Genomic DNA, 24335 nt, shown 5'->3' with positions numbered 1-24335 from the left:
ATGACGAGCACCACCGAATCCCTCCGCGAGCTGCTGCTCAGCCGGATCCGCGATGTCGCGGACTACCCGAAGCCGGGCGTGATGTTCAAGGACATCACCCCGCTGCTCGCGGACCCGGTCGCCTTCACGGCGCTCACCGACGCCCTCGCGGAGCTGTGCGTACGCCACGGCGCCACGAAGGTCGTCGGCCTGGAGGCGCGCGGCTTCATCCTGGCCGCGCCCGTCGCGGTCCGGGCGGGCCTGGGCTTCGTCCCGGTCCGCAAGGCGGGGAAGCTCCCCGGAGCCACCCTGAGCCAGTCCTACGAGCTGGAGTACGGCAGCGCCGAGATCGAGATCCACGCCGAGGACCTCGACGCCGAGGACCGGGTCCTGGTCATCGACGACGTCCTGGCCACCGGCGGCACCGCCGAGGCGTCGCTGGAGCTCATCCGGCGGGCCGGCGCCCGGGTCGCGGGCGTCGCGGTGCTCATGGAGCTCGGCTTCCTCGCGGGCCGGGCCCGGCTGGAGCCGGGTCTCGGCGGCGCACCGCTGGAGGCCCTGATCACGGTCTGATCCGCAGGCCGCGGTCCGGCGACGGACACCGAGCACACCAGGATGGGCATCCGGGAACACCGGGTGCCCATCCTTCGTCGTGCGGGCTTCCACCGTCCCCGGGGGAGGACTCGCCGGGGGATCGATACCATGGGCTCTCCGGGTACCCCGGATCCGCACGAGGAGCGCTCTTGCCAGACGAGGCCCAGTCAGCCGCCGCCCCGCAGCCCGAGAAGCCCGTGGCGGCCCCCGCCACGCCGGACAAGGCCGCGCCCTCGAACGCGCCGGAGCCCGCGCCCGCCGATGCCACGCGCCCCGCGGGGCCGGCGCAGCCCGCGAAGCCCGCCGCCCCCGAGGTCCCGCCGAACCCGGCCGGGACGACGGGTCCGGCGCAGCCGCCCGCCAGGAAGCCGGCCCCCGCCGCGCCCAAACCGCCGCCCCCCGGGCCCCCCGCGAAGTCCGGAGCCACCGGCGGCTCCTCCTCCCGCTCCGGCGGTTCCTCCAACCGCGTACGGGCCCGCCTCGCCCGACTGGGCGTACAGCGCTCCAGCCCGTACAACCCGGTGCTGGAACCCCTCCTGCGGACCGTCCGGGGCAACGATCCCAAGATCGAGACGGCCACGCTCCGCCAGATCGAGAAGGCCTACCAGGTCGCCGAGCGCTGGCACCGGGGCCAGAAGCGCAAGAGCGGCGACCCGTACATCACGCACCCGCTGGCCGTCACCACGATCCTCGCCGAGCTGGGCATGGACCCGGCGACGCTGATGGCGGGCCTGCTGCACGACACCGTCGAGGACACCGAGTACGGCCTGGACACCCTGCGCCGCGACTTCGGCGACCAGGTGGCCCTGCTCGTCGACGGCGTCACCAAGCTGGACAAGGTCAAGTTCGGCGAGGCCGCCCAGGCCGAGACCGTACGCAAGATGGTCGTGGCCATGGCCAAGGACCCGCGGGTCCTGGTCATCAAGCTCGCCGACCGCCTGCACAACATGCGCACCATGCGCTATCTCAAGCGGGAGAAGCAGGAGAAGAAGGCCCGCGAGACGCTGGAGATCTACGCCCCGCTGGCACACCGGCTCGGCATGAACACCATCAAGTGGGAACTGGAGGACCTCGCCTTCGCGATCCTCTACCCCAAGATGTACGACGAGATCGTCCGCCTCGTCGCCGAGCGGGCCCCCAAGCGCGACGAATACCTCGCCATAGTGACCGACGAGGTCCAGGCGGACCTGCGCGCCGCCCGCATCAAGGCCACCGTCACCGGCCGCCCCAAGCACTACTACAGCGTCTACCAGAAGATGATCGTGCGAGGCCGCGACTTCGCGGAGATCTACGACCTGGTGGGCATCAGGGTCCTCGTCGACACCGTCCGCGACTGCTACGCGGCGCTCGGCACCGTCCACGCCCGGTGGAACCCGGTGCCGGGGCGGTTCAAGGACTACATCGCCATGCCCAAGTTCAACATGTACCAGTCGCTGCACACCACGGTGATCGGTCCCAGCGGCAAGCCCGTCGAACTGCAGATCCGCACCTTCGACATGCACCGCCGGGCCGAGTACGGCATCGCGGCCCACTGGAAGTACAAGCAGGAGGCCGTCGCCGGCGCCTCCAAGGTGCGCACCGACGTCCCCAGGAACACCGGACGCGGCCAGGACACCGTCAACGACATGGCGTGGCTGCGTCAGCTCCTGGACTGGCAGAAGGAGACCGAGGACCCCAGCGAGTTCCTGGAGTCCCTGCGCTTCGACCTCTCGCGCAACGAGGTCTTCGTCTTCACGCCGAAGGGCGACGTGATAGCGCTGCCCGCCGGTGCGACCCCGGTCGACTTCGCGTACGCCGTCCACACCGAGGTCGGCCACCGGACCATAGGAGCGCGCGTCAACGGGCGGCTCGTCCCGCTCGAATCGACGCTCGACAACGGCGACCTGGTCGAGGTCTTCACCTCCAAGGCGACCGGCGCCGGGCCCTCCCGTGACTGGCTCGGCTTCGTCAAGTCGCCGCGTGCCCGCAACAAGATCCGCGCCTGGTTCTCCAAGGAGCGCCGCGACGAGGCCATCGAGCAGGGCAAGGACGCCATCGCGCGCGCCATGCGCAAGCAGAACCTGCCGATCCAGCGCATCCTGACCGGCGACTCCCTGGTCACCCTCGCCCACGAGATGCGCTACCCCGACATCTCCTCCCTGTACGCGGCGATCGGCGAGGGCCATGTCGCGGCGGCCGGCGTCGTCCAGAAGCTGGTCCAGGCGCTCGGCGGCCACGACGAGGCCAACGAGGACATCGCCGAGTCCACCCCGCCCTCGCACGGCGGCCGCGGCAAGCGCCGCGCCAACGCCGACCCCGGCGTCGTCGTCAAGGGCGTCGAGGACGTCTGGGTCAAACTGGCCCGCTGCTGCACGCCCGTCCCCGGTGACCCGATCATCGGCTTCGTCACGCGGGGCAGCGGCGTCTCCGTGCACCGCGCCGACTGCGTCAACGTGGAGTCGCTCTCGCAGCAGCCCGAGCGCATCCTCGACGTCGAATGGGCCCCCACCCAGTCCTCGGTCTTCCTGGTCGCCATCCAGGTCGAGGCGCTGGACCGCTCCCGGCTGCTCTCCGACGTCACCCGGATCCTCTCCGACCAGCACGTCAACATCCTGTCGGCGGCCGTCCAGACCTCCCGAGACCGGGTGGCCACCTCGCGCTTCACGTTCGAGATGGGCGACCCCAAGCACCTGGGCCACGTCCTGAAGGCCGTACGCGGCGTGGAGGGCGTCTACGACGTCTACCGGGTCACCTCGGCCCGCAGGCCGTAGCGGACGACGCAGGGGCCCCCGGTACGCACCGCGTACCGGGGGCCCCTGCGTGAGCCGGCCTTCTCAGCCGCCGAACTCCTCCAGACCCTTCAGCGCCTGGTCCAGCAGCGCCTGCCGGCCCTCCAGCTCCTTGGCCAGCTTGTCCGCGCGGGCGTTGTTGCCCTGGGCGCGCGCGGTGTCGATCTGGCCGCGCAGCTTGTCCACGGCGGCCTGCAGCTGTCCGGTCAGGCCCTCGGCGCGGGCCCGCGCCTCCGGGTTCGTCCGGCGCCACTCGGCCTCCTCGGACTCCAGGAGCACCCGCTCCACCGCCTGCATCCGGCCCTCGACCTTCGGGCGGGCGTCACGCGGTACGTGGCCGATGGCCTCCCAGCGCTCGTTGATCGACCGGAACGCGGCGCGGGCCGCCTTCAGGTCCTTCACCGGCACCAGCTTCTCGGCCTCGTCGGCGAGCTCCTCCTTGAGCTTGAGGTTCTCGCCCTGCTCGGCGTCCCGCTCCGCGAAGACCTCGCCTCGGGCGGCGAAGAAGACGTCCTGGGCACCGCGGAAACGGTTCCACAGATCGTCCTCGGCCTCGCGCTGGGCGCGGCCCGCCGCCTTCCACTCGGTCATCAGGTCGCGGTAGCGCGCGGCCGTGGCCGCCCAGTCCCGCGAACCGGACAGCGCCTCGGCCTCGGCGACCAGCTTCTCCTTGGCCTTGCGGGCGTCCTCCCGCTGGGCGTCCAGCGCGGCGAAGTGGGCCTTGCGCCGCTTGGAGAACGCCGAGCGCGCGTGCGAGAAGCGGTGCCACAGCTCGTCGTCCGACTTGCGGTCGAGGCGGGGGAGGCCCTTCCAGGTGTCCACCAGCGCCCGCAGCCGCTCACCGGCCGACCGCCACTGCTCGCTCTTCGCCAGCTCCTCGGCCTCGGCGACCAGCGCCTCCTTGGCCTGCTTGGCCTCGTCGGTCTGCTTGGCCTTGAGCGCCTTGCGCTCCTCGCGCCGCGCCTCGACCGTCGCCACGAGCGCGTCCAGCCGCTTGCGGAGCGCCTCCAGGTCGCCCACCGCATGGTGCTCGTCGACCTGCTGCCGCAGATGGTCGATCGCCGCCGTCGCGTCCTTCGCCGACAGGTCGGTGGTCTTCACCCGCCGTTCGAGGAGGCCGATCTCGACCACCATGCCGTCGTACTTGCGCTCGAAATAGGCCAGAGCCTCCTCGGGGGAACCGGCCTGCCACGATCCGACGACCTGCTCGCCCTCGGCTGTACGCACGTACACGGTGCCCGTCTCGTCGACGCGGCCCCACGGGTCGCTGCTCACAGCGCCTCCTCCACCTGATGCCTGCGAGGGGGTTCGCCCCCCGGGCATCGTCCACAGTTTCCTGGGGCGGGCACCGCCCGCCCTGCACAACGTCAATCTAGGCGACCGGCCGCCCGGCTGTCCGCACTCGGCGAGGCTCAAATTATCCGCCTCGGCCCGTGGGGGTCCCCGCCGCCCCGGTGACCCTCCGGCCGGTCGCCGTCCCGCCGCTTCAGCTCTTCTCGACGGACGCCTTCTCCACCGTCACGGCCTTCTTCGGGGCGCCGTCGCCGGCCCCGCCCTCGACGCCGGCCTCGCCGACCTTCTGGACGGTCTTGAGCGAGGCGGCGTCCATCGTGCCGAAGGGGGTGTAGGTAGGCGGGAGCTTCGTCTCCTTGTAGACCAGGAAGTACTGGCTGCCGCCGGAGTTCGGCTGACCGGTGTTGGCCATCGCCACCGTGCCCGGCGGGTAGACGACGGTGCCGTCGCCGCCCGCCTTGCCGAGCCCGTCCAGGTTCTCGTCCGGGATGGTGTAGCCCGGACCGCCCGTGCCGTCGCCCTTCGGGTCGCCGCACTGGAGCACGAAGATGCCCTGGGTGGTCAGGCGGTGGCACTTGGTGCCGTCGAAGTAGCCCTTGTCGGCGAGCGCCTTGAAGGAGTTCACCGTCTGCGGGGTCTTCGCCGCGTCCATCGAGAACCCGATGTCGCCCTGGCTCGTCTTGAGCGACATCGTGTACGAAGCCTTCTTGTCGATCTTCATCGGCGGCAGCGGAGCCTTGCTCTCGCTCTCGGAGGGCTCCGGGGAGGGGCTCCGGCTCGACGCGGTGTCGCTCTTCTTGTCCTTGTCGTCGTCCTTGCCCGCCACGACGAACGCGCTCACCCCCACGACGGCGATCACGGCCACCGAGGCGGCGACGATCGCGGTGATGCGCTTCGTCCGGCGGCGGGCCTCCTCCCGCCGCTTCTGCTGGCGCTCGAACTTCTCCCGGGCGAGCTGCCGCCGCCGCTGTTCGCTGCTGGACACCGGTTGGGCTCCTTGTTACGTCGTGAGGATGTGGGCCTGAGCTGCCCCGTACCGTATATGGGTTACCTGTGGGATGAGGAGCGCCGGTAGGCTCTGATCCGCCGCATCCTCCGTCGCGGCCGCATCCTCCGCCGAACATTAAGGACGATCGTGCTCATTGCCGGGTTCCCCGCCGGGGCCTGGGGGACCAATTGCTACCTGGTCGCCCCCGCCGCCGGTGAGGAGTGCGTGATCATCGACCCGGGCCACCAGGCCGCCCAAGGCGTCGAGGAAGCGCTGAAGAAGCATCGGCTCAAGCCCGTCGCCGTCGTTCTCACCCACGGTCACATCGACCATGTCGCCTCGGTCGTGCCCGTCTGCGGCGCCCATGACGTCCCCGCCTGGATCCACCCCGAGGACCGCTACATGATGAGCGACCCGGAGAAGGCGCTGGGCCGCTCCATCGGGATGCCGCTCATGGGCGAGCTGACCGTGGGGGAGCCGGACGACGTCAAGGAGCTGACCGACGGCTCGAAGCTGAGCCTGGCCGGTCTGGAGTTCGGCGTCTCGCACGCGCCCGGCCATACCAAGGGGTCGGTGACGTTCGGGATGCCCGAGGCCGCGGATGTTCCGCCGGTCCTCTTCTCGGGCGACCTGCTCTTCGCCGGCTCCGTCGGACGCACCGACCTGCCCGGCGGCGATCACGCCGAGCTGCTCGAGTCGCTGGCCCGCGTGTGCCTGCCGCTCGACGACTCGACCGTGGTGCTGTCCGGCCACGGCCCCCAGACGACCATCGGCCGCGAGCGCGCCTCCAACCCGTTCCTGAACGGTCTGGACGCGGCGCCGCGCCGAGGAATGTAGACGAGAGACGTATTCGTGAGCACCTTCCAGGCCCCCAAGGGCACGTACGACCTGATCCCGCCGGACTCCGCGAAGTTCCTGGCGGTGCGCGAGGCCATCTCCGCACCCCTGCGCGATTCCGGCTACGGCTACATCGAGACGCCCGGCTTCGAGGACGTCGAGCTGTTCGCGCGCGGTGTCGGTGAGTCCACCGACATCGTCACCAAGGAGATGTACACCCTCACCACCAAGGGCGGCGCCGAGCTGGCGCTGCGTCCGGAGGGCACCGCGTCCGTGCTGCGCGCGGCGCTGGAGGCCAACCTCCACAAGGCGGGCAACCTCCCCGTCAAGCTCTGGTACTCCGGCTCGTACTACCGCTACGAGCGCCCGCAGAAGGGGCGCTACCGCCACTTCTCGCAGGTCGGCGCCGAGGCCATCGGCACCGAGGACCCGGTCCTGGACGCCGAGCTGATCATCCTGGCCGACCAGGCGTACCGCTCGCTGGGCCTGCGTCAGTTCCGCATCCTGCTGAACTCGCTCGGCGACAAGGAGTGCCGCCCGGTCTACCGCGAGGCGCTCCAGACCTTCCTGCGCGACCTGGACCTCGACGAGGAGACCCGCCGCCGCATCGAGATCAACCCGCTGCGCGTCCTGGACGACAAGCGGGCGGATGTGCAGAAGCAGCTCACCGGCGCCCCGAAGCTCCGCGACCACCTCTGCGACGCGTGCACGGCGTACCACGAGGAGGTCCGCGCCCTGCTCACGACGGCCGGAGTCGCGTTCGAGGACGACGAGAAGCTGGTGCGCGGACTCGACTACTACACCCGCACCACCTTCGAGTTCGTCCACGACGGTCTCGGCTCGCAGTCGGCGGTCGGCGGCGGCGGCCGTTACGACGGTCTGTCCGAGATGATCGGCGGTCCCGCGCTGCCGTCCGTCGGCTGGGCGCTCGGCGTGGACCGCACGGTCCTCGCGCTGGAGGCCGAGGGCGTCGAGCTCGACCTGCCCGCCACCACCAGCGTGTACGCGGTCCCGCTCGGCGAGGAGGCCCGCCGGGTGCTGTTCGGTGTGGTCACCGAACTGCGCCGGGCGGGGATCGCCGCGGACTTCGCGTTCGGCGGCCGGGGGCTGAAGGGCGCGATGAAGAGCGCCAACCGCTCGGGCGCGCGGTACACCCTGGTGGCGGGCGAGCGCGACCTCGCCGAGGGCGTCGTCCAGCTCAAGGACATGGAGTCCGGCGAGCAGAGCGCGGTGCCGACGGCCGAAGCCGTGGCCGAGCTGACGAAGCGGCTCGGCTGAGGAGCGGCCGTGCGACCGCCGGGACCGTCCGGTTCCGGCGGTCCGGTCGGCCCGCCGCTCCGTGAACGGGGCGCTGCCGTCGGGACGTGACGTCCCGACGGCAGCGCCTTTTACCGTCCGGCGTCAACACGGTGAGCGTGCGTTCATCCTTGGCGGTGCACTCCGCGGGGGTCGTACGCGCGCTCGGTGCCGCCCGTCCGGTGAGGATGGGCCGTGCATCGCCCGTCGTCGTGGCCTCGCGCCCCCGGAGCCCGTACGCCGGGGGCGCTCATTGACGTACATCCTTATGTTCATCGAACGGTTGTGCTGGGCGAGGGTGCGGCACAATGACCTTGCCCGGCTGACCACTCGGTGATGGAACGGCGATATGACGACTGCAGCGGTGGACCACGAACTCTCATCCGACCGGGACGAGGGCGGCGGCAAGCGGTCCTTCGGGGCCGGCCGCGGTCTCGCCCTGCTCCTGGTGATCACCGGCGCGGCCGGGCTGCTGGCCGCCTGGGTCATCACGATCGACAAGTTCAAGCTGCTGGAGGACCCCTCCTTCACGCCGGGGTGCAGCCTCAACCCCGTCGTCGCCTGCGGCAACATCATGAAGAGCGAGCAGGCGTCGGTGTTCGGGTTCCCCAACCCGATGCTGGGGCTGGTCACGTACGGCATGGTCATCGCGATCGGGATGGGGCTTCTCGCCGGCGCGCGCTACCGCGGCTGGTTCTGGCTCGGCCTGAACGCCGGGACCCTGTTCGGCGTCGGCTTCTGCACCTGGCTCCAGTACCAGTCGCTGTACAACATCAACTCGCTCTGCCTGTGGTGCTGCCTGGCCTGGGTCGCCACGATCGTCATGTTCTGCTACGTGACCACGCACAACGTCAGGAACCGCGTCCTGCCGGCACCGGCCTGGCTGCGGAACGGGCTCGCCGAGTTCCCCTGGGTGCTTCCGGTGCTGTGGATCGGGATCATCGGCATGCTGATCCTGACCCGCTGGTGGGACTTCTGGACCAGCTGAGGACGGCCTGTGGGGCCGGCCACCTCCGAACATCCGTAGGTGGTGGTGTCAGCGGGGTCGCTTACGCTTCATGACGTGGAGCCCGACCTCTTTACCGCAGCAGCCGAAGACCGCCAGGAGAAGGACCCGAGCAGCAGTCCTCTCGCCGTCCGGATGCGTCCGCGCGTCCTCGACGAGGTGGTCGGCCAGCAGCATCTGCTGAAGCCGGGTTCGCCCCTGCGCCGTCTCGTCGGCGAGGGCGGCGGCGGCCCGGCCGGGGCGTCCTCCGTCATCCTCTGGGGCCCGCCCGGCACCGGCAAGACGACCCTGGCGTACGTGGTCAGCAAGGCCACCAACAAGCGGTTCGTCGAGCTCTCCGCGATCACCGCGGGCGTCAAGGAGGTCCGGGCCGTCATCGAGGGCGCGCGCCGCGCCACCGGCGGCTTCGGCAAGGAGACCGTCCTCTTCCTGGACGAGATCCACCGCTTCTCCAAGGCCCAGCAGGACTCCCTGCTCCCCGCCGTGGAGAACCGCTGGGTGACCCTCATCGCCGCCACCACGGAGAATCCGTACTTCTCGATCATCTCGCCGCTGCTCTCGCGCTCCCTGCTGCTCACCCTGGAGCCGCTGACCGACGACGACCTGCGCTCGCTGCTGCGCCGCGCGCTCACGGAGGAGCGGGGCCTCGGCGGGGCGGTCACGCTGCCCGAGGACGCCGAGGCGCATCTGCTGCGCATCGCCGGCGGCGACGCCCGCCGGGCCCTGACGGCGCTGGAGGCCGCGGCGGGCGCGGCCATCGCCACGGGGGAGGCGGAGATCACCCTGGAGACGGTCGAGGCGACCGTCGACCGCGCCGCCGTGAAGTACGACCGTGACGGCGACCAGCACTACGACGTGGCCAGCGCGCTCATCAAGTCGATCCGCGGCTCCGACGTGGACGCCGCCCTGCACTATCTGGCCCGGATGATCGAGGCGGGGGAGGACCCCCGGTTCATCGCCCGGCGGCTGATGATCTCGGCCAGCGAGGACATCGGCCTTGCCGACCCCACCGCGCTGCCGACCGCCGTGGCCGCCGCCCAGGCGGTGGCCATGATCGGCTTCCCGGAAGCGGCGCTCACCCTCAGCCACGCCACCATCGCACTGGCGCTCGCCCCCAAGTCGAACGCGGCGACGCTGGCGATCTCCGCCGCGCAGGACGACGTGCGCAGGGGGCTAGCGGGACCCGTCCCGGCCCACCTGCGCGACGGCCACTACAAGGGCGCGGCCAAGCTCGGCCACGCCCGGGGGTACGTCTACCCGCACGACGTGCAGGGGGGCATCGCCGCCCAGCAGTACGCCCCGGACGCGGTGCGCGACCGGCAGTACTACACCCCTACGCGGTACGGCGCGGAGGCGCGGTACGCGGACGTCGTCGAGCGGGTCCGCGAGCGCCTCGGCCGCGCGGGCGAGGGCGCGGACCCGGCGTAGGGCGGCTCCGGAGCCCGTCGTGGGCTTGCGCTCCCGTGCCGCCGGTCGCGCGGCGTGACACGGGAGGGGCGGCTCAGTGTGAGGCCGCCTCGAAGAGGGTGTGCATGGCGCGGCGCAGCCCGGTGACGTCCCGTACCGGCTCGGGGAAATCGAAGCGGGCGTCGAAGCAGGAGCTCCGGCCCTCGATGAAGCGGACCCGCAGTCCGAAGCGGTCCAGTGCCACGGGCACGGCGCTCGGCCGGTCCTGCGGGCGGGCGCGGGCGGTGCGCTCGCCCAGCAGCCCGCACAGGGCCCGCACCTGCTCGTCGTGGGAGGCGGCCAGGTGCTGGAGCAGCTCCGCCTCGTGGGCGGCCAGCGGATCGGGGGCCGCGTCCCGGAAGTCCTCCGCGTCGATGTCGTCGGCGCCCCAGAGGTCGTCCACGTACGCCTCGCCGAACTCCAGGCGCAGCATCATCCGGCCGGGCTCCGCGAGGCCGGGGACGGAGGTGAGCCAGCCGGAGATCCACGCGCGTCCCCGGATGCGGTGCGGTACGGAGACCGGGGCGACGTCCGTGATCTCCAGCACGGCCGTCAGATCGTCGCCCTGCGCGTGCGTCGCGGCCCGAACTGCCGGGGAATGCGCGGGGAATTCGAGGAACACGTCGCCGTCGGGCCCCACGCGCCTGCTGTCCGGGATCAGCGGCTCCGCGCGGGCCGCATCCAGCCCCGGTACGACGAGCAGCGCGGAGCAGGTACTCTGTACGAGAGTTCGTGTGCGTTCGGCTGCTGACGGCATCCGAGTGTTTTCTGGCCCGCTGGGACGCGGCTGACCACGATCTGATCGGCCTTCCGTCGTAGCAGCATCCTCCTTCGAGGTGCTGCCGCTTCCTGTGCTGTCCGTGACGTGAGTGGTGTTCCCAGGGCAAGACATGCGATCTCCTTGAGTAAGGTAAGCCTAACCTAACCTACAACGGAGGTCTGGAGAACGTGCCTAACCAGTCGCGTCCCAAGGTCAAGAAGTCGCGTGCCCTCGGCATCGCTCTGACGCCCAAGGCTGTCAAGTACTTCGAAGCGCGTCCGTACCCGCCGGGCGAGCACGGCCGTGGCCGCAAGCAGAACTCGGACTACAAGGTCCGTCTGCTGGAGAAGCAGCGCCTGCGCGCGCAGTACGACATCAGCGAGCGCCAGATGGCGCGCGCCTACGACCGTGCCAAGAAGGCCGAGGGCAAGACGGGCGAGGCGCTGGTCGTCGAGCTCGAGCGCCGCCTCGACGCCCTGGTCCTGCGTTCGGGCATCGCCCGCACCATCTACCAGGCCCGTCAGATGGTCGTCCACGGCCACATCGAGGTCAACGGCGGCAAGGTCGACAAGCCGTCCTTCCGCGTGCGCCCGGACGACATCGTCCAGGTCCGCGAGCGCAGCCGCTCCAAGGTCCCCTTCCAGGTGGCCCGCGAGGGTGGTTACGACACCGACGGTGAGACCCCGCGCTACCTCCAGGTGAACCTGAAGGCCCTGGCCTTCCGCCTGGACCGGGACCCGAACCGCAAGGAGATCCCGGTGATCTGCGACGAGCAGCTCGTCGTCGAGTACTACGCCCGCTGATCCAGGCGTAGTCGCTCTCACCAGCGCTCCGGCCCGCCCCTCCCTGTCATCCGGGAGGCGGCGGGCCTTCGCGTTCCCCCGGATTCCCCCGCCGGCGGCGCCCCGCCCGTGCCCGGCCCGTCCCCCGCCGGGGCCGGACCGCTGCCGGTCAGGGCCCGGTCCACCGCGGTGGCCGGATCAAGCCGCCGGCCCGCCCGCAGCCCCTCCTCGTACGCCGCGTTCCCCAGCTCCCGGCGCGCCTGCTCCTCGCACTCCGCCCGAGGCCGCCCGTAGTACACCGAGCCGAACAGCGGCAGGCCCACCGACGGCCAGATGCCCTCCGCCGCGCCCTGGAGGACGGCGGCCTCCCCGGCGTCCCCCTCGACCGCCGTCACCAGGGCCAGCAGCTCCAGCGACAGCACCGTTCCCAGCAGATCGTTGAACGTCCGGCCGATCGCCAGGCACTCCCCGAGCATCTGCCGCGCCCGCGCCGTCCGCCCCCGGCGCAGCGCCGCGTACGCCAGGACGTACAGCGCGTACGCCAGCGCCCAGCGCTCCCCGTGGTCCTCGCAGACCTCCCGCACCTCGTCGCAGATCGCCGCCGCCGCGTCCAGGTCCCCGAGGAACGCCACCGCCATGGCCAGCTCGACCTGCGCCATCAGCACATTGCTGTTCAGCTCGCCGGCCTCGCGGTAGCGGCCCAGGGCCTCGCGCAGCAGCTCCTCGGCGCGCGGCATGTCGTCCGTCACGATCGCCAGGCATCCCATGCGGTGCACCGCGTACGCCAGCGCCGCAGCGTTCCCGGAACGCTCGGCCTCCTCCCGGCACTCCTGGAGGGCCGAGACCGCCGCGACCGCATCTCCCTGGAGGACCGCCACGTAGCCCAGCACCCACAGCACCTTCAGCCGTGCCGCGTCGCACGGGGCCGGCTCCTCCAGCACGTGCTCCAGCCAGTGCCGCCCCTCGGACAACCGCCCGCAGCCGACCCAGTAGAACCACAGGGTGCCGGCCAGGTACTGCGCCAGATGCACCTCGTCGGGGTCCTCCATCGAACACTCCATCGCCCGGCGGAGGTTGGGCAGTTCACCGTCGATCCGCGCCGCCACCTCCGCCTGCCGCGGACTGAACCAGTCCAGCTCGCACCAGGTCGCGAGCCCCAGGAACCAGTCCCGGTGCCGCCGCCGCAGTCGCCGGGTGTCCCCGGTGGCCGCCAGCCACTGCGCCCCGTACTCGCTCACCGTGTCCAGCAACCGGTAGCGCGCCCCGGCAGGGCATTCCTCGCGCTCCACCACCGACTGGGCCAGCAGCTCGTCCAGCACGTCGAGCACCGACTCGGCCGGCAGGTCCGGCCCACCGCAGATGTACTCCGCGGCCTCCAGGTCGAACTGCCCGGCGAAGACCGAGAGCCGAGCCCACAGCAACCGCTGCTCGGGCGTGCACAGCTCATGGCTCCAGCCGATCGCCGTACGCAGCGTCTGGTGGCGGGGCGGCGCGCCCCGGCGGCCGCCGGTCAGCAGCCGGAACCGGTCGTCCAGTCGCAGCAGCACCTGCTCCACCGACAGGACGCGCAGCCGCCCGGCCGCCAGCTCCAGCGCCAGCGGAATCCCGTCGAGACGGCGGCAGAGCTCCAGCACCGTTCCCCGCTCGCCCTCCGTCGGCTCCCAGCCGGGCCGGACGCCGCGCGCCCGTTCGGTGAACAGCTCCACCGCGTCCCCGTCGGACATGGGGGCGAGCGGGAACGTCCGCTCCCCGTCCACCCGCAGCGGGCAGCGCCCGGCCGCGAGCACCTGGAGCCCCGGAGCCCGGCGCAGCAGCTCGGTGACGAGATCGGCGCAGACGTCCACGAGGTGTTCGAAACCGTCGAGGACCAGCAGCGTCCGGCGCTCGCGGAGATGCTCCACGAGGACGGTGCGCGGCGGCCGGCCGGTGTGATCGGTCAGCCCCAGAGCGTCGATCAGGGCGTGCTCCAGCAGATCGGGATCGCGCACGGCGGACAGCTCGGCCAGCAGGACCCCGTCGCAGTACCGTTTCTCCCGGAGCGCCGCGACCCGGACGACGCACCGCGTCTTGCCCACGCCCGCCACCCCGACGACGGTGACGAGCCGCGCCTCCTCCGCCAGCAACCCTCCCAGCTCGGCCAGTTCGCCGGCGCGCCCCACGAAGGGGTTGAGCTCGGCCGGAAGGCCGCCGGGCGGCGGCGCGGGGCGGGCGTCCGGATCACCGGGACGCGGGAAGGGGTCCTGCAGGCGTCGCATGAGACACGGAGCGTACTGGCTTGAAAGCTCTCCGTACAATCTCGTCGGACGACTGCCGGCCGCCCCGCGGAGAATGCGGTAGGGGAGGGGACGCACGGCGCGATAGGCTCGAAGAACGACGATCGTGTGCGGCCGGCAGCAGCCGGCCGCACCGACGGAGGCAAGCCCCCGAGGGGGCCGATCGACGAGCAGAGAGCGGTGCACTGTGTCCGGTGGAGAGGTGGCCGGGATCATCGTGGCCGTCTTCTGGGCAATCCTGGTCTCGTTCCTCGCCGTGGTGCTGGTGAGGCTCGCCCAGACGCTCAGGGCGACCACCAAACTCGTGGCGGACGTGACCGATCAGGCCGTTCCGCTGCTCGCGGACGCCTCGGCGACAGTGCGCTCCGCCCAGACCCAGCTGGACAAGGTCGACGCCATCGCGAGCGACGTCCAGGAGGTCACCTCCAACGCCTCCGCGCTCTCCACCACCGTCGCCTCCACCTTCGGCGGCCCCCTCGTCAAGGTCGCCGCCTTCGGCTACGGCGTACGGCAGGCGCTCGGCCGCCGCGCCGCCCCCGAACCGGAACCGGCGCGGGGCCGCGGCTCCGCCCGCCGTACGGTGATCGTCGGCCGGACCGTACCCTCGGCGCGCGAACGCAGGCGCGAACGCCGAAACGCCCGCGGACAGAAGGACTGATCGAGCGATGTTCCGCCGCACGTTCTGGTTCACCGCCGGCGCAGCCGCCGGCGTGTGGGCCACCACCAAGGTCAACCGCAAGCTGAAGCAACTGACCCCCGAAAGCCTCGCGGCGCAGGCCGCGGACAAGGCGATCGAGACCGGGCACAAGCTCAAGGACTTCGCCCTCGACGTACGCGAGGGCATGGTCAGGCGCGAAGCCGAACTGGGCGGCGCACTGGGCCTCCAGGCCCCGGTCGACCAGGACCTTCCCGTACAGCGGCACTGGGCCGTCGAGGCGGCCGAGCCGCCCGCGAACACCGCCGCGCACCGCACGCTCCCCTACAACACGAACAACCGGAATGAGGACCACTGATGGAGTCGGCTGAAATTCGCCGCCGCTGGCTGAGCTTCTTCGAGGAGCGCGGTCACACCGCCGTGCCTTCGGCGTCGCTCATCGCGGACGACCCGACTCTGCTGCTGGTCCCCGCGGGCATGGTTCCCTTCAAGCCGTACTTCCTCGGCGAGGCCAAGCCGCCCGCCCCGCGCGTCACCAGCGTGCAGAAGTGCGTCCGCACGCCGGACATCGAAGAGGTCGGCAAGACCACCCGGCACGGCACCTTCTTCCAGATGTGCGGCAACTTCTCCTTCGGGGACTACTTCAAGGAGGGGGCCATCACCTTCGCCTGGGAGATCCTGACGAAGTCCGTCGAGGACGGCGGTTACGGCCTCGACCCGGAGAAGCTCTGGATCACGGTCTACCTCGACGACGACGAGGCCGAGGCCATCTGGCGCGACAAGATCGGCGTCCCCGCCGAGCGCATCCAGCGCCTGGGGATGGGGCCGAACTTCTGGTCCATGGGCGTGCCCGGCCCGTGCGGTCCGTGCTCGGAGATCAACTACGACCGCGGCCCCGAGTTCGGCGTCGAGGGCGGCCCGGCCGTCAACGACGAGCGCTACGTGGAGATCTGGAACCTGGTCTTCATGCAGTACGAGCGCGGCGCCGGCGACGGCAAGGACGACTTCCCGATCCTCGGGGACCTGCCCTCGAAGAACATCGACACCGGTCTCGGCCTGGAACGTCTCGCGATGATCCTCCAGGGCGTGCAGAACATGTACGAGACCGACACCCTGCGCGTCGTCATGGACAAGGCCACCGAGCTGACCGGGGTCCGCTACGGGGCCGAGCAGTCCACGGACGTCTCGCTCCGCGTCGTCGCCGACCACATCCGTACGTCGGTGATGCTCATCGGCGACGGCGTCACCCCCGGCAACGAGGGCCGCGGCTACGTGCTGCGCCGCATCATGCGCCGCGCCATCCGCAACATGCGCCTCCTGGGCGCCACCGGCACGGTCGTCAAGGACCTGGTCGACGTCGTGATCGACACCATGGGGCAGCAGTACCCGGAGCTGATCACCGACCGCAAGCGCATCGAGACCGTCGCGCTCGCCGAGGAGGCCGCCTTCCTCAAGGCCCTCAAGGGTGGCACCAACATCCTGGAGACCGCCGTCACCGAGACCAAGGCCGCCGGCGGCAAGGTCCTCGCCGGCGACAAGGCGTTCCTGCTCCACGACACGTGGGGCTTCCCGATCGACCTGACCCTGGAGATGGCCGCCGAACAGGGGCTCTCCGTGGACGAGGACGGCTTCCGCCGCCTCATGCAGGAGCAGCGCGACAAGGCCAAGGCCGACGCCCGCGCCAAGAAGACCGGCCACGCGGACCTCTCCGCCTACCGCGAGGTCGCCGACACCTCCGGCGCCACCGAGTTCACCGGCTACACCAGCGTGGCGGGTGAGTCCACCATCGTCGGCCTGCTGGTCGACGGCGTGCCCTCGCCCGCCGCCACCGAGGGCGACGAGGTCGAGGTCGTCCTCGACCGCACCCCCTTCTACGCCGAGGGCGGCGGCCAGCTGGCCGACACCGGCCGCATCCGGCTCGACACCGGCGCCGTGATCGAGGTCCGCGACGTCCAGAAGCCGGTGCCGGGCGTCCACGTCCACAAGGGCGTCGTCCAGGTCGGCGAGGTGACGGTCGGAGCCCCTGTCCTCGCCTCGATCGACGCCACCCGCCGCCGCGCCATCGCCCGCGCCCACAGCGCCACCCACCTCACGCACCAGGCGCTGCGCGACGCGCTCGGCCCCACGGCCGCCCAGGCCGGATCGGAGAACTCGCCGGGCCGCTTCCGCTTCGACTTCGGCTCGCCCGCCGCCGTCCCCGGCACGGTCCTCACCGATGTGGAGCAGCGGATCAACGAGGTCCTCTCGCGGGAGCTCGACGTCCAGGCCGAGGTCATGTCGATCGACGAGGCCAAGAAGCAGGGCGCCATCGCGGAGTTCGGCGAGAAGTATGGCGAGCGGGTCCGCGTCGTCACCATCGGGGACTTCTCCAAGGAGCTGTGCGGCGGCACGCACGTCCACAACACCGCCCAGCTCGGCCTGGTGAAGCTGCTCGGCGAGTCCTCCATCGGCTCGGGCGTGCGCCGCATCGAAGCCCTGGTCGGCGTGGACGCGTACAACTTCCTCGCCAAGGAGCACACGGTCGTCGCCCAGCTCCAGGAGCTGGTCAAGGGCCGTCCCGAGGAGCTTCCCGAGAAGATCGCGGGCATGCTCGGCAAGCTCAAGGACGCCGAGAAGGAGATCGAGAAGTTCCGCGCGGAGAAGGTCCTCGCGGCCGCCGCCGGCCTGGTCGAGTCCGCCAAGGACGTCCGCGGCGTCGCGCTGGTCACCGGCCAGGTTCCCGACGGCACCTCCGCCGACGACCTGCGCAAGCTGGTCCTGGACGTCCGCGGACGCATCCAGGGCAGCCGCCCGGCCGTCGTGGCCCTGTTCACCACGGCCAACGGACGCCCGCTCACCGTCATCGCCACCAACGAGGCCGCCCGTGAGCGCGGTCTCAAGGCCGGTGACCTGGTGCGCACCGCCGCCAAGACCCTCGGCGGCGGTGGCGGCGGCAAGCCGGACGTCGCCCAGGGCGGCGGCACGAACCCGGCCGCCATCGGAGACGCCGTCGCCGCGGTCGAACGCCTCGTCACCGAGACGGCGTGACGAGCGCGATGACGCGGATGCGCCGAGGCCGGCGGCTCGCCGTCGACGTCGGGGACGCCCGGATCGGGGTCGCCTCGTGCGACCCCGACGGGATCCTGGCCACGCCGGTGGAGACCGTGCCGGGACGCGATGTCCCGGCCGCCCACCGGCGGCTGGCGGCCATCGTGGAGGAGTACGAGCCGATCGAGGTCGTCCTCGGGCTGCCGCGCTCGCTCGGCGGGGGCGAGGGCCCGGCGGCCGCCAAGGTCCGGGCGTTCGCCCGGGAGTTCGCCCGTGCGATCGCACCCGTTCCGGTGCGGTTGGTGGACGAGAGGATGACCACAGTGACGGCCGCCCAGGGGATGCGCGCCTCGGGCGTGAAGTCCAGGAAAGGCCGTTCTGTCATCGACCAGGCTGCCGCTGTGGTGATCCTTCAGAACGCTCTGGAGTCCGAACGGGCGTCAGGCAATCCCCCCGGAGAGGGCGTCGAAGTGGTGGTCTGATCGCGATACGGTAACGTTCCGCGCGATGCGGCGGTGGGTTCGAACACATCACCGCTCAGCGAAGCGAAGAGGCGGAACAGCGTCTCGCGGCTCTAGGGGATCGATGACCGAGTATGGCCGGGGACCCGGCTCCGAACCGTGGCATCCCGAGGACCCCTTGTACGGGGACCAGGGATGGGGAGGCAGCCAGGCCGCCCACGGCCAGAGCCGGTACGGCGACCAGCAGCAGCCCTACCCGCAGGACCCGTACGCGCAGCAGCACCAGAACCAGCAGTACGCGCCCCAGCAGCAGACCTACCCGCAGCACCAGGGCCAGAACCACCAGCAGTACCCGCAGCAGCCCCCGTACGGCCAGCAGCACCAGAACCAGCAGTACGGGCAGCCGCCGCAGCAGTACGGAACGCACCAGCAGGACCCGTACGCCCAGCAGCCGGGCGCCCAGCCGCAGTACGACGGCGGCTGGGCCACCGGACAGCAGGCGGGGGCGGCCTACGGGGCCGAGCCCCAGGGCCCGTACGCCCAGCAGCCCGGTGGCTACGACACGGGCCAGGACTACTACGGCACGCCGGAGGCATACCCTCCGCCGCAGCCCCCCGGCCGTCGTGAGGCCGCGCCCGCACAGCAGCCTCAGCAGCAGGGGCCGACCGACTGGGACCCGGACCAGCCGCAGGAGGAGACGCACCCCTTCTTCACCGGCTCCGACGAACCGGCCGGCCGTGAGCCGCGCGACGACGACGATGACCCCGACGACGACGGATCGCGCTCCGCGCGCCGCGACCGCAGGGGCAGCGAGCGGCGGGGCGGCAAGGGCAAGAAGAAGAACCGCAGCGGCTGTGCCTGCCTGGTGGTCTCCGTCGTCCTGGTGGGCGGTCTCGGCGGCGTCGGGTACGTCGGCTACACCTTCTGGCAGAAACAGTTCGGCGCCCCGGCCGACTACGCGGGGTCGGGCACCGGCGAGCAGGTCGAGGTCGAGATCCCCGAAGGGGCCTTCGGGTACGACATCGCCAACATCCTGCGCAAGAAGGGCGTCATCAAGTCCTCCGACGCGTTCGTCGCGGCGCAGAACGACAACCCGAAGGGCAAGTCGCTCCAGGCCGGGGTCTACCTCCTGAAGAAGGAGATGTCGGCGGCCAGCGCGATCAGGCTCATGCTGGACCCGAAGAGCCAGAACGCCTTCGTGATCCCGGAGGGGACCCGTAACGCGAAGGTCTACGAGATGATCGACACCCGGCTGAAGCTGGAGAAGGGCACCACGGCGAAGATCGCCAAGACCAAGGCGGAGTCCCTGGGCCTGCCCGACTGGGCCGACGACAACCCGGATGTGAAGGACCCGCTGGAGGGCTTCCTCTACCCGGCGGCCTACCCGGTCTCCAAGGGATCGAAGCCCGAAGACGCCCTGAAGCGGATGGTCACCCGCGCGAACAAGGAGTACGGCAAGCTCGACCTGGAGGCCGGCGCCAGGAAGCTCGGCCTGAAGACCCCGTGGGAGCTCATCACCGTCGCTAGCCTCGTGCAGGTCGAAGGCAAGTACAAGCACGACTTCGACAAGGTCGCGCGGGTCGTCTACAACCGGCTCAAGCCGGGCAACATGGAGACGGTCGGCCGGCTGGAATTCGACTCGACGGTCAATTACATCAAGGGCCAGAGCACGCTGGACGTGGGTGCCGTCGACGATCTGCGGAAGATCGACGACCCCTACAACACGTACAAGGTCGTCGGTCTGCCTTCCGGTCCGATCAGCAACCCGGGTGCGGACGCCCTGCACTCGGCCATGAACCCCACACCGGGCCCCTGGTACTACTTCGTCTCGATCAACGAGGACAAGACCGTCTTCGCCGAGACCAACGAGGAGCACGAGAAGAACCGCCGGGAGTACGAGGACGGGAAGGGCGGCCAGTGAGCGAGCCACGCCGGGCAGCCGTCCTCGGCTCGCCCATCGCCCACTCCCTCTCCCCGGTCCTGCACCGCGCCGCCTACGCCGAACTCGGCCTGGAAGACTGGTCCTACGACCGGTTCGAGGTCGACGAGGCGGCGCTGCCCGGCTTCGTCGAAGGTCTGGACGGCTCCTGGGCGGGGTTGTCGCTGACCATGCCGCTCAAGCGGGCGGTCATCCCGCTCCTCGACGAGATCAGCGCGACGGCCGCTGCCGTGGAGGCCGTGAACACGGTCGTGTTCACCGAGGACGGCCGCCGGGTCGGGGACAACACCGACATCCCCGGCATGGTCGCCGCCCTGCGGGAACGCGGCGTCGACAAGGTCGAGTCCGCCGCCGTCCTCGGGGCCGGCGCCACCGCCTCCTCCGCCCTCGCCGCGCTCGCCGTGGTCTGCGCCGGTCCGGTCACGGCGTATGTGCGCAGCCCCGAGCGCGCCGCCGAGATGCGGGGCTGGGGGGAGCGGCTGGGGGTCGACGTCGTGACCGCCGACTGGTCGGACGCGGCAGCGGCCCTCGGCGCACCGCTGGTCATCGCCACCACCCCCGCCGGAGCCACCGACGACTTGGCCGGATCCGTGCCGGAGGCTCCGGGCATCCTCTTCGACGTGCTGTACGAGCCGTGGCCCACCGGCCTCGCCGCCGCCTGGTCCGCGCACGGCGGGGCGGTCGTCGGCGGCCTCGACCTCCTCGTCCACCAGGCCCTGCTTCAGGTCGAGCAGGTGACCGGGCGCGTTCCGGCGCCGTTGGCCGCGATGCGGCACGCCGGGGAAGCGGCGCTCGCGGCCCGCTGACCGGTCCGCCCACCGGACCGCCCGTCCGTCTGCTGGACCGGAGGCCGGATCGTGCCCCCGGTCGTGGGAGGATCGAGGGCGGCGGACCAGGGCCGCGCACCCGGTGGCGCCGTCGGATTTCAGGCGCGAGCAAGAGGAGCACCGTTGAGCAGGTTGCGCTGGCTGACCGCGGGGGAGTCGCACGGCCCCGCACTGGTGGCGACGCTGGAGGGTCTTCCCGCCGGTGTCCCGATCACCACGGGGATGGTCGCGGAGGCGCTGGCCCGGCGACGGCTCGGTTACGGCCGCGGTGCGCGGATGAAGTTCGAGCAGGACGAGGTCACCTTCCTCGGCGGCGTACGGCACGGCCTCACCATGGGCTCCCCGGTCGCCGTCATGGTCGGCAACACCGAGTGGCCCAAGTGGGAGCAGGTCATGTCGGCCGACCCGGTCGACCCGCAGGAGCTGTCCCAGCTCGCCCGCAACGCCCCGCTGACCCGTCCCCGCCCCGGACACGCCGACCTCGCGGGGATGCAGAAGTACGGCTTCGACGAGGCCCGGCCGGTCCTGGAGCGCGCCAGCGCCCGGGAGACCGCCGCGCGCGTCGCCCTCGGGGCCGTCGCCCGCTCCTACCTCAAGGAGACCGCGGGCATCGAGATCGTCAGTCACGTCGTCGAACTGGCCGCGGCCAAGGCGCCGTACGGCGTCGTCCCGGTCCCCGGCGACGTGGAGAAGCTGGACGCCGACCCGGTGCGCTGCCTCGACGCCGACGCCTCGAAGGCGATGGTGGCCGAGATCGACCAGGCCCACAAGGACGGCGACACCCTCGGCGGCGTCGTCGAGGTGCTGGCGTACGGCGTGCCGGTGGGGCTCGGCTCGCATGTGCACTGGGACCGGCGCCTGGACGCCCGGCTCGCCGCCGCGCTGATGGGCATCCAGGCCATCAAGGGCGTCGAGGTCGGCGACGGCTTCGACCTGGCCCGGGTGCCCGGCTCCCGGGCACACGACGAGATCGTCGCCACCGAGGACGGCATCAAGCGCACCTCGGGCCGTTCCGGCGGCACCGAGGGCGGGCTGACCACCGGTGAGCTGCTGCGCGTGCGCGCCGCGATGAAGCCCATCGCCACCGTGCCGCGCGCGCTGGCCACCGTGGACGTCACCACCGGCGAGGCCACCAAGGCGCACCACCAGCGCTCCGACGTCTGCGCCGTCCCGGCCGCGGGCATCGTCGCGGAGGCGATGGTCGCCCTGGTCCTGGCCGACGCGGTCGCGGAGAAGTTCGGCGGGGACAGCGTGGCCGAGACCCACCGCAACGTGCAGTCGTACCTCGACCACCTCCAGATCCGATGAGCGGCCCCCTGGTCGTCCTCGTCGGCCCGATGGGCGTCGGCAAGTCCACCGTCGGCGAACTGCTCGCCGCCCGGCTCGGCACCACCTACCGGGACACCGACGCGGACGTCGTCACCGAGGCGGGCAAGCCGATCGCGGAGATCTTCTACGACGAGGGCGAGGAGCACTTCCGCGCCCTGGAGCGCCGGGCCGTCGCCGCGGCCGTCGCCGAACACACCGGCGTCCTCTCCCTCGGCGGCGGCGCCGTCCTGGACGCGGAGACCAGGGAGCTGGTGGCCGGCCTTCCGGTCGTCTACCTCTCCATGGACGTGGAGGAGGCCGTGCGGCGCGTCGGGCTGAACACGGCCCGCCCGCTGCTCGCGGTCAACCCGCGGCGGCAGTGGCGCGAGCTGATGGACGCCCGCCGTCATCTGTACGAAGAGGTCGCCCGTACCGTCGTCGCCACCGACGAGCACACCCCCGAAGAGGTCGCCCGGGCGATCATCGACGCACTGGAACTGCCGGAGGGCGCAGCCGCCCCCGGCGTGGAGAGCACCGGCATGACGCAGCAGGGACCCACCCGCATCCAGGTAGCGGACTCGGCGGGCTCGGACCCGTACGAGATCCTCGTCGGCCACCAGCTCCTCGGGGAACTGCCCCAGCTGATCGGCGACCGGGCCCGGCGGGTCGCCGTGCTGCACCCCGAGGCGCTGGCCGAGACCGGTGAGGCGGTCCGTCAGGACCTCGCCGACCAGGGGTACGAGGCCATCGCCGTCCAGCTGCCCAACGCGGAGGAGGCCAAGACCGTCGAGGTCGCCGCCTACTGCTGGAAGGCGCTCGGGCAGACCGGCTTCACCCGTACCGACGTCGTCGTCGGCATCGGCGGCGGCGCCACCACGGACGTCGCCGGGTTCGTCGCGGCGAGCTGGCTGCGCGGGGTCCGCTGGATCGCCGTCCCGACCACCGTGCTCGGCATGGTGGACGCGGCCGTCGGCGGCAAGACCGGCATCAACACCGCCGAGGGGAAGAACCTCGTCGGAGCCTTCCACCCGCCCGCCGGGGTCCTGTGCGACCTGGCCGCCCTGGAGTCGCTGCCGGTCCACGACTACGTCTCCGGCCTGGCCGAGATCATCAAGGCCGGTTTCATCGCCGACCCGGTCATCCTCGATCTGATCGAGGCGGACCCCGAAGCCGCCCGGACGCCGTCCGGTCCCCACACCGCCGAGCTGATCGAGCGTTCCATCCGGGTCAAGGCCGAGGTCGTCTCCAGCGACCTCAAGGAGTCCGGCCTCCGCGAGATCCTCAACTACGGCCACACCCTCGGCCACGCCATCGAGAAGAACGAGCGCTACAAGTGGCGCCACGGCGCGGCCGTCTCCATCGGGATGGTCTTCGCCGCCGAGCTGGGCCGGCTCGCCGGACGTCTCGACGACGCCACCGCCGACCGGCACCGCGCCGTCCTGGAGTCGGTGGGCCTGCCGCTGGCCTACCGCGGCGACCAGTGGCCCAAGCTGCTGGAGAACATGAAGGTCGACAAGAAGTCGCGCGGCGACCTGCTGCGCTTCATCGTCCTGGACGGCCTCGGCAAGCCCACCGTCCTGGAGGGCCCCGACCCCGCCGTGCTGCTCGCCGCCTACGGGGAGGTCTCCGCGTGACCCGCAGGGTCTTCGTGCTGAACGGCCCCAACCTCGGCCGGCTCGGCTCGCGCGAGCCCGACGTCTACGGGGCCACCTCGTACGCCGGGCTCGTCGAGACCTGCACGGTGCTCGGCAAGGAGCTGGGCTTCGACGTCGAGGTACGGGAGACCAACGACGAGGGCGAGCTGATCCGCTGGCTCCACGAGGCGGCGGACGGCTCGATTCCGGTCGTTCTCAATCCGGGCGCCTTCACGCACTACTCGTACGGCATGCGGGACGCGGCCGCCCAGCGCACCGCCCCGCTGATCGAGGTGCACATCTCCAACCCGTACACCCGTGAGGAGTTCCGGCACACCTCCGTGGTCGCCGCGGTGGCCACGGGCACGGTCGCCGGATTCGGCATCGGCTCCTACCGCCTCGCCCTGCGGGCCCTGGCCGACGAGCTGACGGGCTGACAGTCCCCGCGCCCACGGGGCAACT

At 71.5% G+C, this 24335-nt stretch carries 20 protein-coding genes; 16 read left to right on the top strand and 4 right to left on the bottom strand.

The features are described from left to right. Together QFZ71_RS03485 and QFZ71_RS03480 are read left to right on the top strand one after the other, a co-directional pair. Positions 1-552 carry an adenine phosphoribosyltransferase gene (locus QFZ71_RS03485; protein ID WP_307666772.1) on the top strand — a complete coding sequence of 184 codons (552 nt, stop codon included), beginning with the start codon at positions 1-3 and terminating at the stop codon, positions 550-552. Positions 553-722: 170 nt separating this feature from the next. Then, positions 723-3323: a bifunctional (p)ppGpp synthetase/guanosine-3',5'-bis(diphosphate) 3'-pyrophosphohydrolase gene (locus QFZ71_RS03480; protein WP_307666771.1), complete on the top strand. Its 2601-nt coding sequence runs from the start codon at positions 723-725 to the stop codon at positions 3321-3323. 63 nt (positions 3324-3386) lie between these two features. Here the strand turns inward: QFZ71_RS03480 and QFZ71_RS03475 are convergent, their stop codons facing one another. Both QFZ71_RS03475 and QFZ71_RS03470 read right to left on the bottom strand, forming a co-directional pair. Continuing rightward, entirely contained in the window at positions 3387-4616 is a 1230-nt protein-coding gene (locus QFZ71_RS03475) for a DUF349 domain-containing protein (protein WP_307666770.1), read from the bottom strand. 211 nt (positions 4617-4827) lie between these two features. Then, positions 4828-5619 carry a peptidylprolyl isomerase gene (locus QFZ71_RS03470; protein ID WP_307666769.1) on the bottom strand — a complete coding sequence of 264 codons (792 nt, stop codon included), beginning with the start codon at positions 5617-5619 and terminating at the stop codon, positions 4828-4830. 150 nt (positions 5620-5769) lie between these two features. On the opposite strand from QFZ71_RS03470, the gene QFZ71_RS03465 reads away from it, so the two are divergent. From QFZ71_RS03465 to QFZ71_RS03450, 4 genes are all read left to right on the top strand, one after another. After that, positions 5770-6459, top strand: coding sequence for an MBL fold metallo-hydrolase (locus QFZ71_RS03465; RefSeq protein ID WP_307666768.1), 690 nt, complete (start codon positions 5770-5772; stop codon positions 6457-6459). 15 nt (positions 6460-6474) lie between these two features. Continuing rightward, entirely contained in the window at positions 6475-7737 is a 1263-nt protein-coding gene (hisS, locus tag QFZ71_RS03460; protein ID WP_307666767.1) for a histidine--tRNA ligase, read from the top strand. A gap of 367 nt (positions 7738-8104) precedes the next feature. Next, on the top strand, positions 8105-8743 hold the full coding sequence (locus QFZ71_RS03455; protein ID WP_307666766.1) for a vitamin K epoxide reductase family protein: 639 nt from the start codon (positions 8105-8107) through the stop codon (positions 8741-8743). Between the two features lie 75 nt (positions 8744-8818). Then, positions 8819-10189 (top strand): replication-associated recombination protein A, encoded by a 1371-nt coding sequence (locus QFZ71_RS03450; RefSeq protein WP_307666765.1) that lies wholly within the window; start codon positions 8819-8821, stop codon positions 10187-10189. Between the two features lie 73 nt (positions 10190-10262). Here QFZ71_RS03450 and QFZ71_RS03445 read toward each other — a convergent pair whose 3' ends face one another. After that, positions 10263-10964 (bottom strand): DUF2470 domain-containing protein, encoded by a 702-nt coding sequence (locus QFZ71_RS03445; RefSeq protein ID WP_307666764.1) that lies wholly within the window; start codon positions 10962-10964, stop codon positions 10263-10265. A gap of 191 nt (positions 10965-11155) precedes the next feature. On the opposite strand from QFZ71_RS03445, the gene rpsD reads away from it, so the two are divergent. Then, positions 11156-11770 carry a 30S ribosomal protein S4 gene (gene rpsD, locus QFZ71_RS03440; protein WP_003970343.1) on the top strand — a complete coding sequence of 205 codons (615 nt, stop codon included), beginning with the start codon at positions 11156-11158 and terminating at the stop codon, positions 11768-11770. Between the two features lie 17 nt (positions 11771-11787). Here rpsD and QFZ71_RS03435 read toward each other — a convergent pair whose 3' ends face one another. Continuing rightward, complete coding sequence (locus QFZ71_RS03435) at positions 11788-14004, bottom strand: AAA family ATPase (protein ID WP_307666763.1); 2217 nt, start codon at positions 14002-14004, stop codon at positions 11788-11790. Positions 14005-14224: 220 nt separating this feature from the next. Between QFZ71_RS03435 and QFZ71_RS03430 the strand changes: the two genes are divergently transcribed. The 9 genes from QFZ71_RS03430 to QFZ71_RS03390 all read left to right on the top strand — a co-directional run bounded on the left by QFZ71_RS03430 (position 14225) and on the right by QFZ71_RS03390 (position 24310). Then, positions 14225-14680, top strand: a complete 456-nt coding sequence (locus QFZ71_RS03430; RefSeq protein WP_307666762.1) for a DUF948 domain-containing protein — start codon at positions 14225-14227, stop codon at positions 14678-14680. 7 nt (positions 14681-14687) lie between these two features. Then, on the top strand, positions 14688-15035 hold the full coding sequence (locus QFZ71_RS03425; protein WP_307666761.1) for a DUF6167 family protein: 348 nt from the start codon (positions 14688-14690) through the stop codon (positions 15033-15035). Further along, positions 15035-17704 carry an alanine--tRNA ligase gene (alaS, locus tag QFZ71_RS03420; RefSeq protein WP_307666760.1) on the top strand — a complete coding sequence of 890 codons (2670 nt, stop codon included), beginning with the start codon at positions 15035-15037 and terminating at the stop codon, positions 17702-17704. The genes QFZ71_RS03425 and alaS overlap by 1 nt, the downstream gene beginning before the upstream one ends. Positions 17705-17712: 8 nt before the next feature. Then, positions 17713-18186: a Holliday junction resolvase RuvX gene (gene ruvX / locus QFZ71_RS03415; RefSeq protein WP_307671330.1), complete on the top strand. Its 474-nt coding sequence runs from the start codon at positions 17713-17715 to the stop codon at positions 18184-18186. Between the two features lie 103 nt (positions 18187-18289). Beyond that, positions 18290-20086 carry an endolytic transglycosylase MltG gene (gene mltG, locus QFZ71_RS03410; protein WP_307666759.1) on the top strand — a complete coding sequence of 599 codons (1797 nt, stop codon included), beginning with the start codon at positions 18290-18292 and terminating at the stop codon, positions 20084-20086. Next, a complete protein-coding gene (locus QFZ71_RS03405) occupies positions 20083-20910 on the top strand; it encodes a shikimate dehydrogenase (protein ID WP_307666758.1) in 828 nt (275 codons plus the stop codon). Before mltG ends, QFZ71_RS03405 begins: the two co-directional genes overlap by 4 nt. Before the next feature lie 144 nt (positions 20911-21054). Further along, on the top strand, positions 21055-22239 hold the full coding sequence (gene aroC / locus QFZ71_RS03400) for a chorismate synthase (protein ID WP_307666757.1): 1185 nt from the start codon (positions 21055-21057) through the stop codon (positions 22237-22239). Continuing rightward, positions 22236-23873 carry a 3-dehydroquinate synthase gene (gene aroB, locus QFZ71_RS03395; RefSeq protein ID WP_307666756.1) on the top strand — a complete coding sequence of 546 codons (1638 nt, stop codon included), beginning with the start codon at positions 22236-22238 and terminating at the stop codon, positions 23871-23873. Before aroC ends, aroB begins: the two co-directional genes overlap by 4 nt. Beyond that, positions 23870-24310 carry a type II 3-dehydroquinate dehydratase gene (locus tag QFZ71_RS03390; protein ID WP_307666755.1) on the top strand — a complete coding sequence of 147 codons (441 nt, stop codon included), beginning with the start codon at positions 23870-23872 and terminating at the stop codon, positions 24308-24310. Before aroB ends, QFZ71_RS03390 begins: the two co-directional genes overlap by 4 nt. The last annotated feature ends 25 nt before the right edge of the window (positions 24311-24335 follow it).

Source organism: Streptomyces sp. V2I9 (assembly GCF_030817475.1).
Taxonomy (GTDB): domain Bacteria; phylum Actinomycetota; class Actinomycetes; order Streptomycetales; family Streptomycetaceae; genus Streptomyces.
The sequence above is the reverse complement of the archived record's forward strand: the minus strand, read 5'-3'. Positions and strand labels throughout refer to the sequence as shown.

Bases quoted from the DNA above. Each gene is read 5' to 3' on its own strand.
- QFZ71_RS03485 (WP_307666772.1), top strand. From the start codon at position 1: ATGACGAGCACCACCGAATCCCTCCGCGAGCTGCTGCTCAGCCGGATC.
- QFZ71_RS03455 (WP_307666766.1), top strand. From the start codon at position 8,105: ATGACGACTGCAGCGGTGGACCACGAACTCTCATCCGACCGGGACGAG.
- QFZ71_RS03445 (WP_307666764.1), bottom strand. From the start codon at position 10,964: ATGCCGTCAGCAGCCGAACGCACACGAACTCTCGTACAGAGTACCTGC.
- QFZ71_RS03435 (WP_307666763.1), bottom strand. From the start codon at position 14,004: ATGCGACGCCTGCAGGACCCCTTCCCGCGTCCCGGTGATCCGGACGCC.
- QFZ71_RS03425 (WP_307666761.1), top strand. From the start codon at position 14,688: ATGTTCCGCCGCACGTTCTGGTTCACCGCCGGCGCAGCCGCCGGCGTG.
- alaS (WP_307666760.1), top strand. From the start codon at position 15,035: ATGGAGTCGGCTGAAATTCGCCGCCGCTGGCTGAGCTTCTTCGAGGAG.
- ruvX (WP_307671330.1), top strand. From the start codon at position 17,713: ATGACGCGGATGCGCCGAGGCCGGCGGCTCGCCGTCGACGTCGGGGAC.
- mltG (WP_307666759.1), top strand. From the start codon at position 18,290: ATGACCGAGTATGGCCGGGGACCCGGCTCCGAACCGTGGCATCCCGAG.
- aroB (WP_307666756.1), top strand. From the start codon at position 22,236: ATGAGCGGCCCCCTGGTCGTCCTCGTCGGCCCGATGGGCGTCGGCAAG.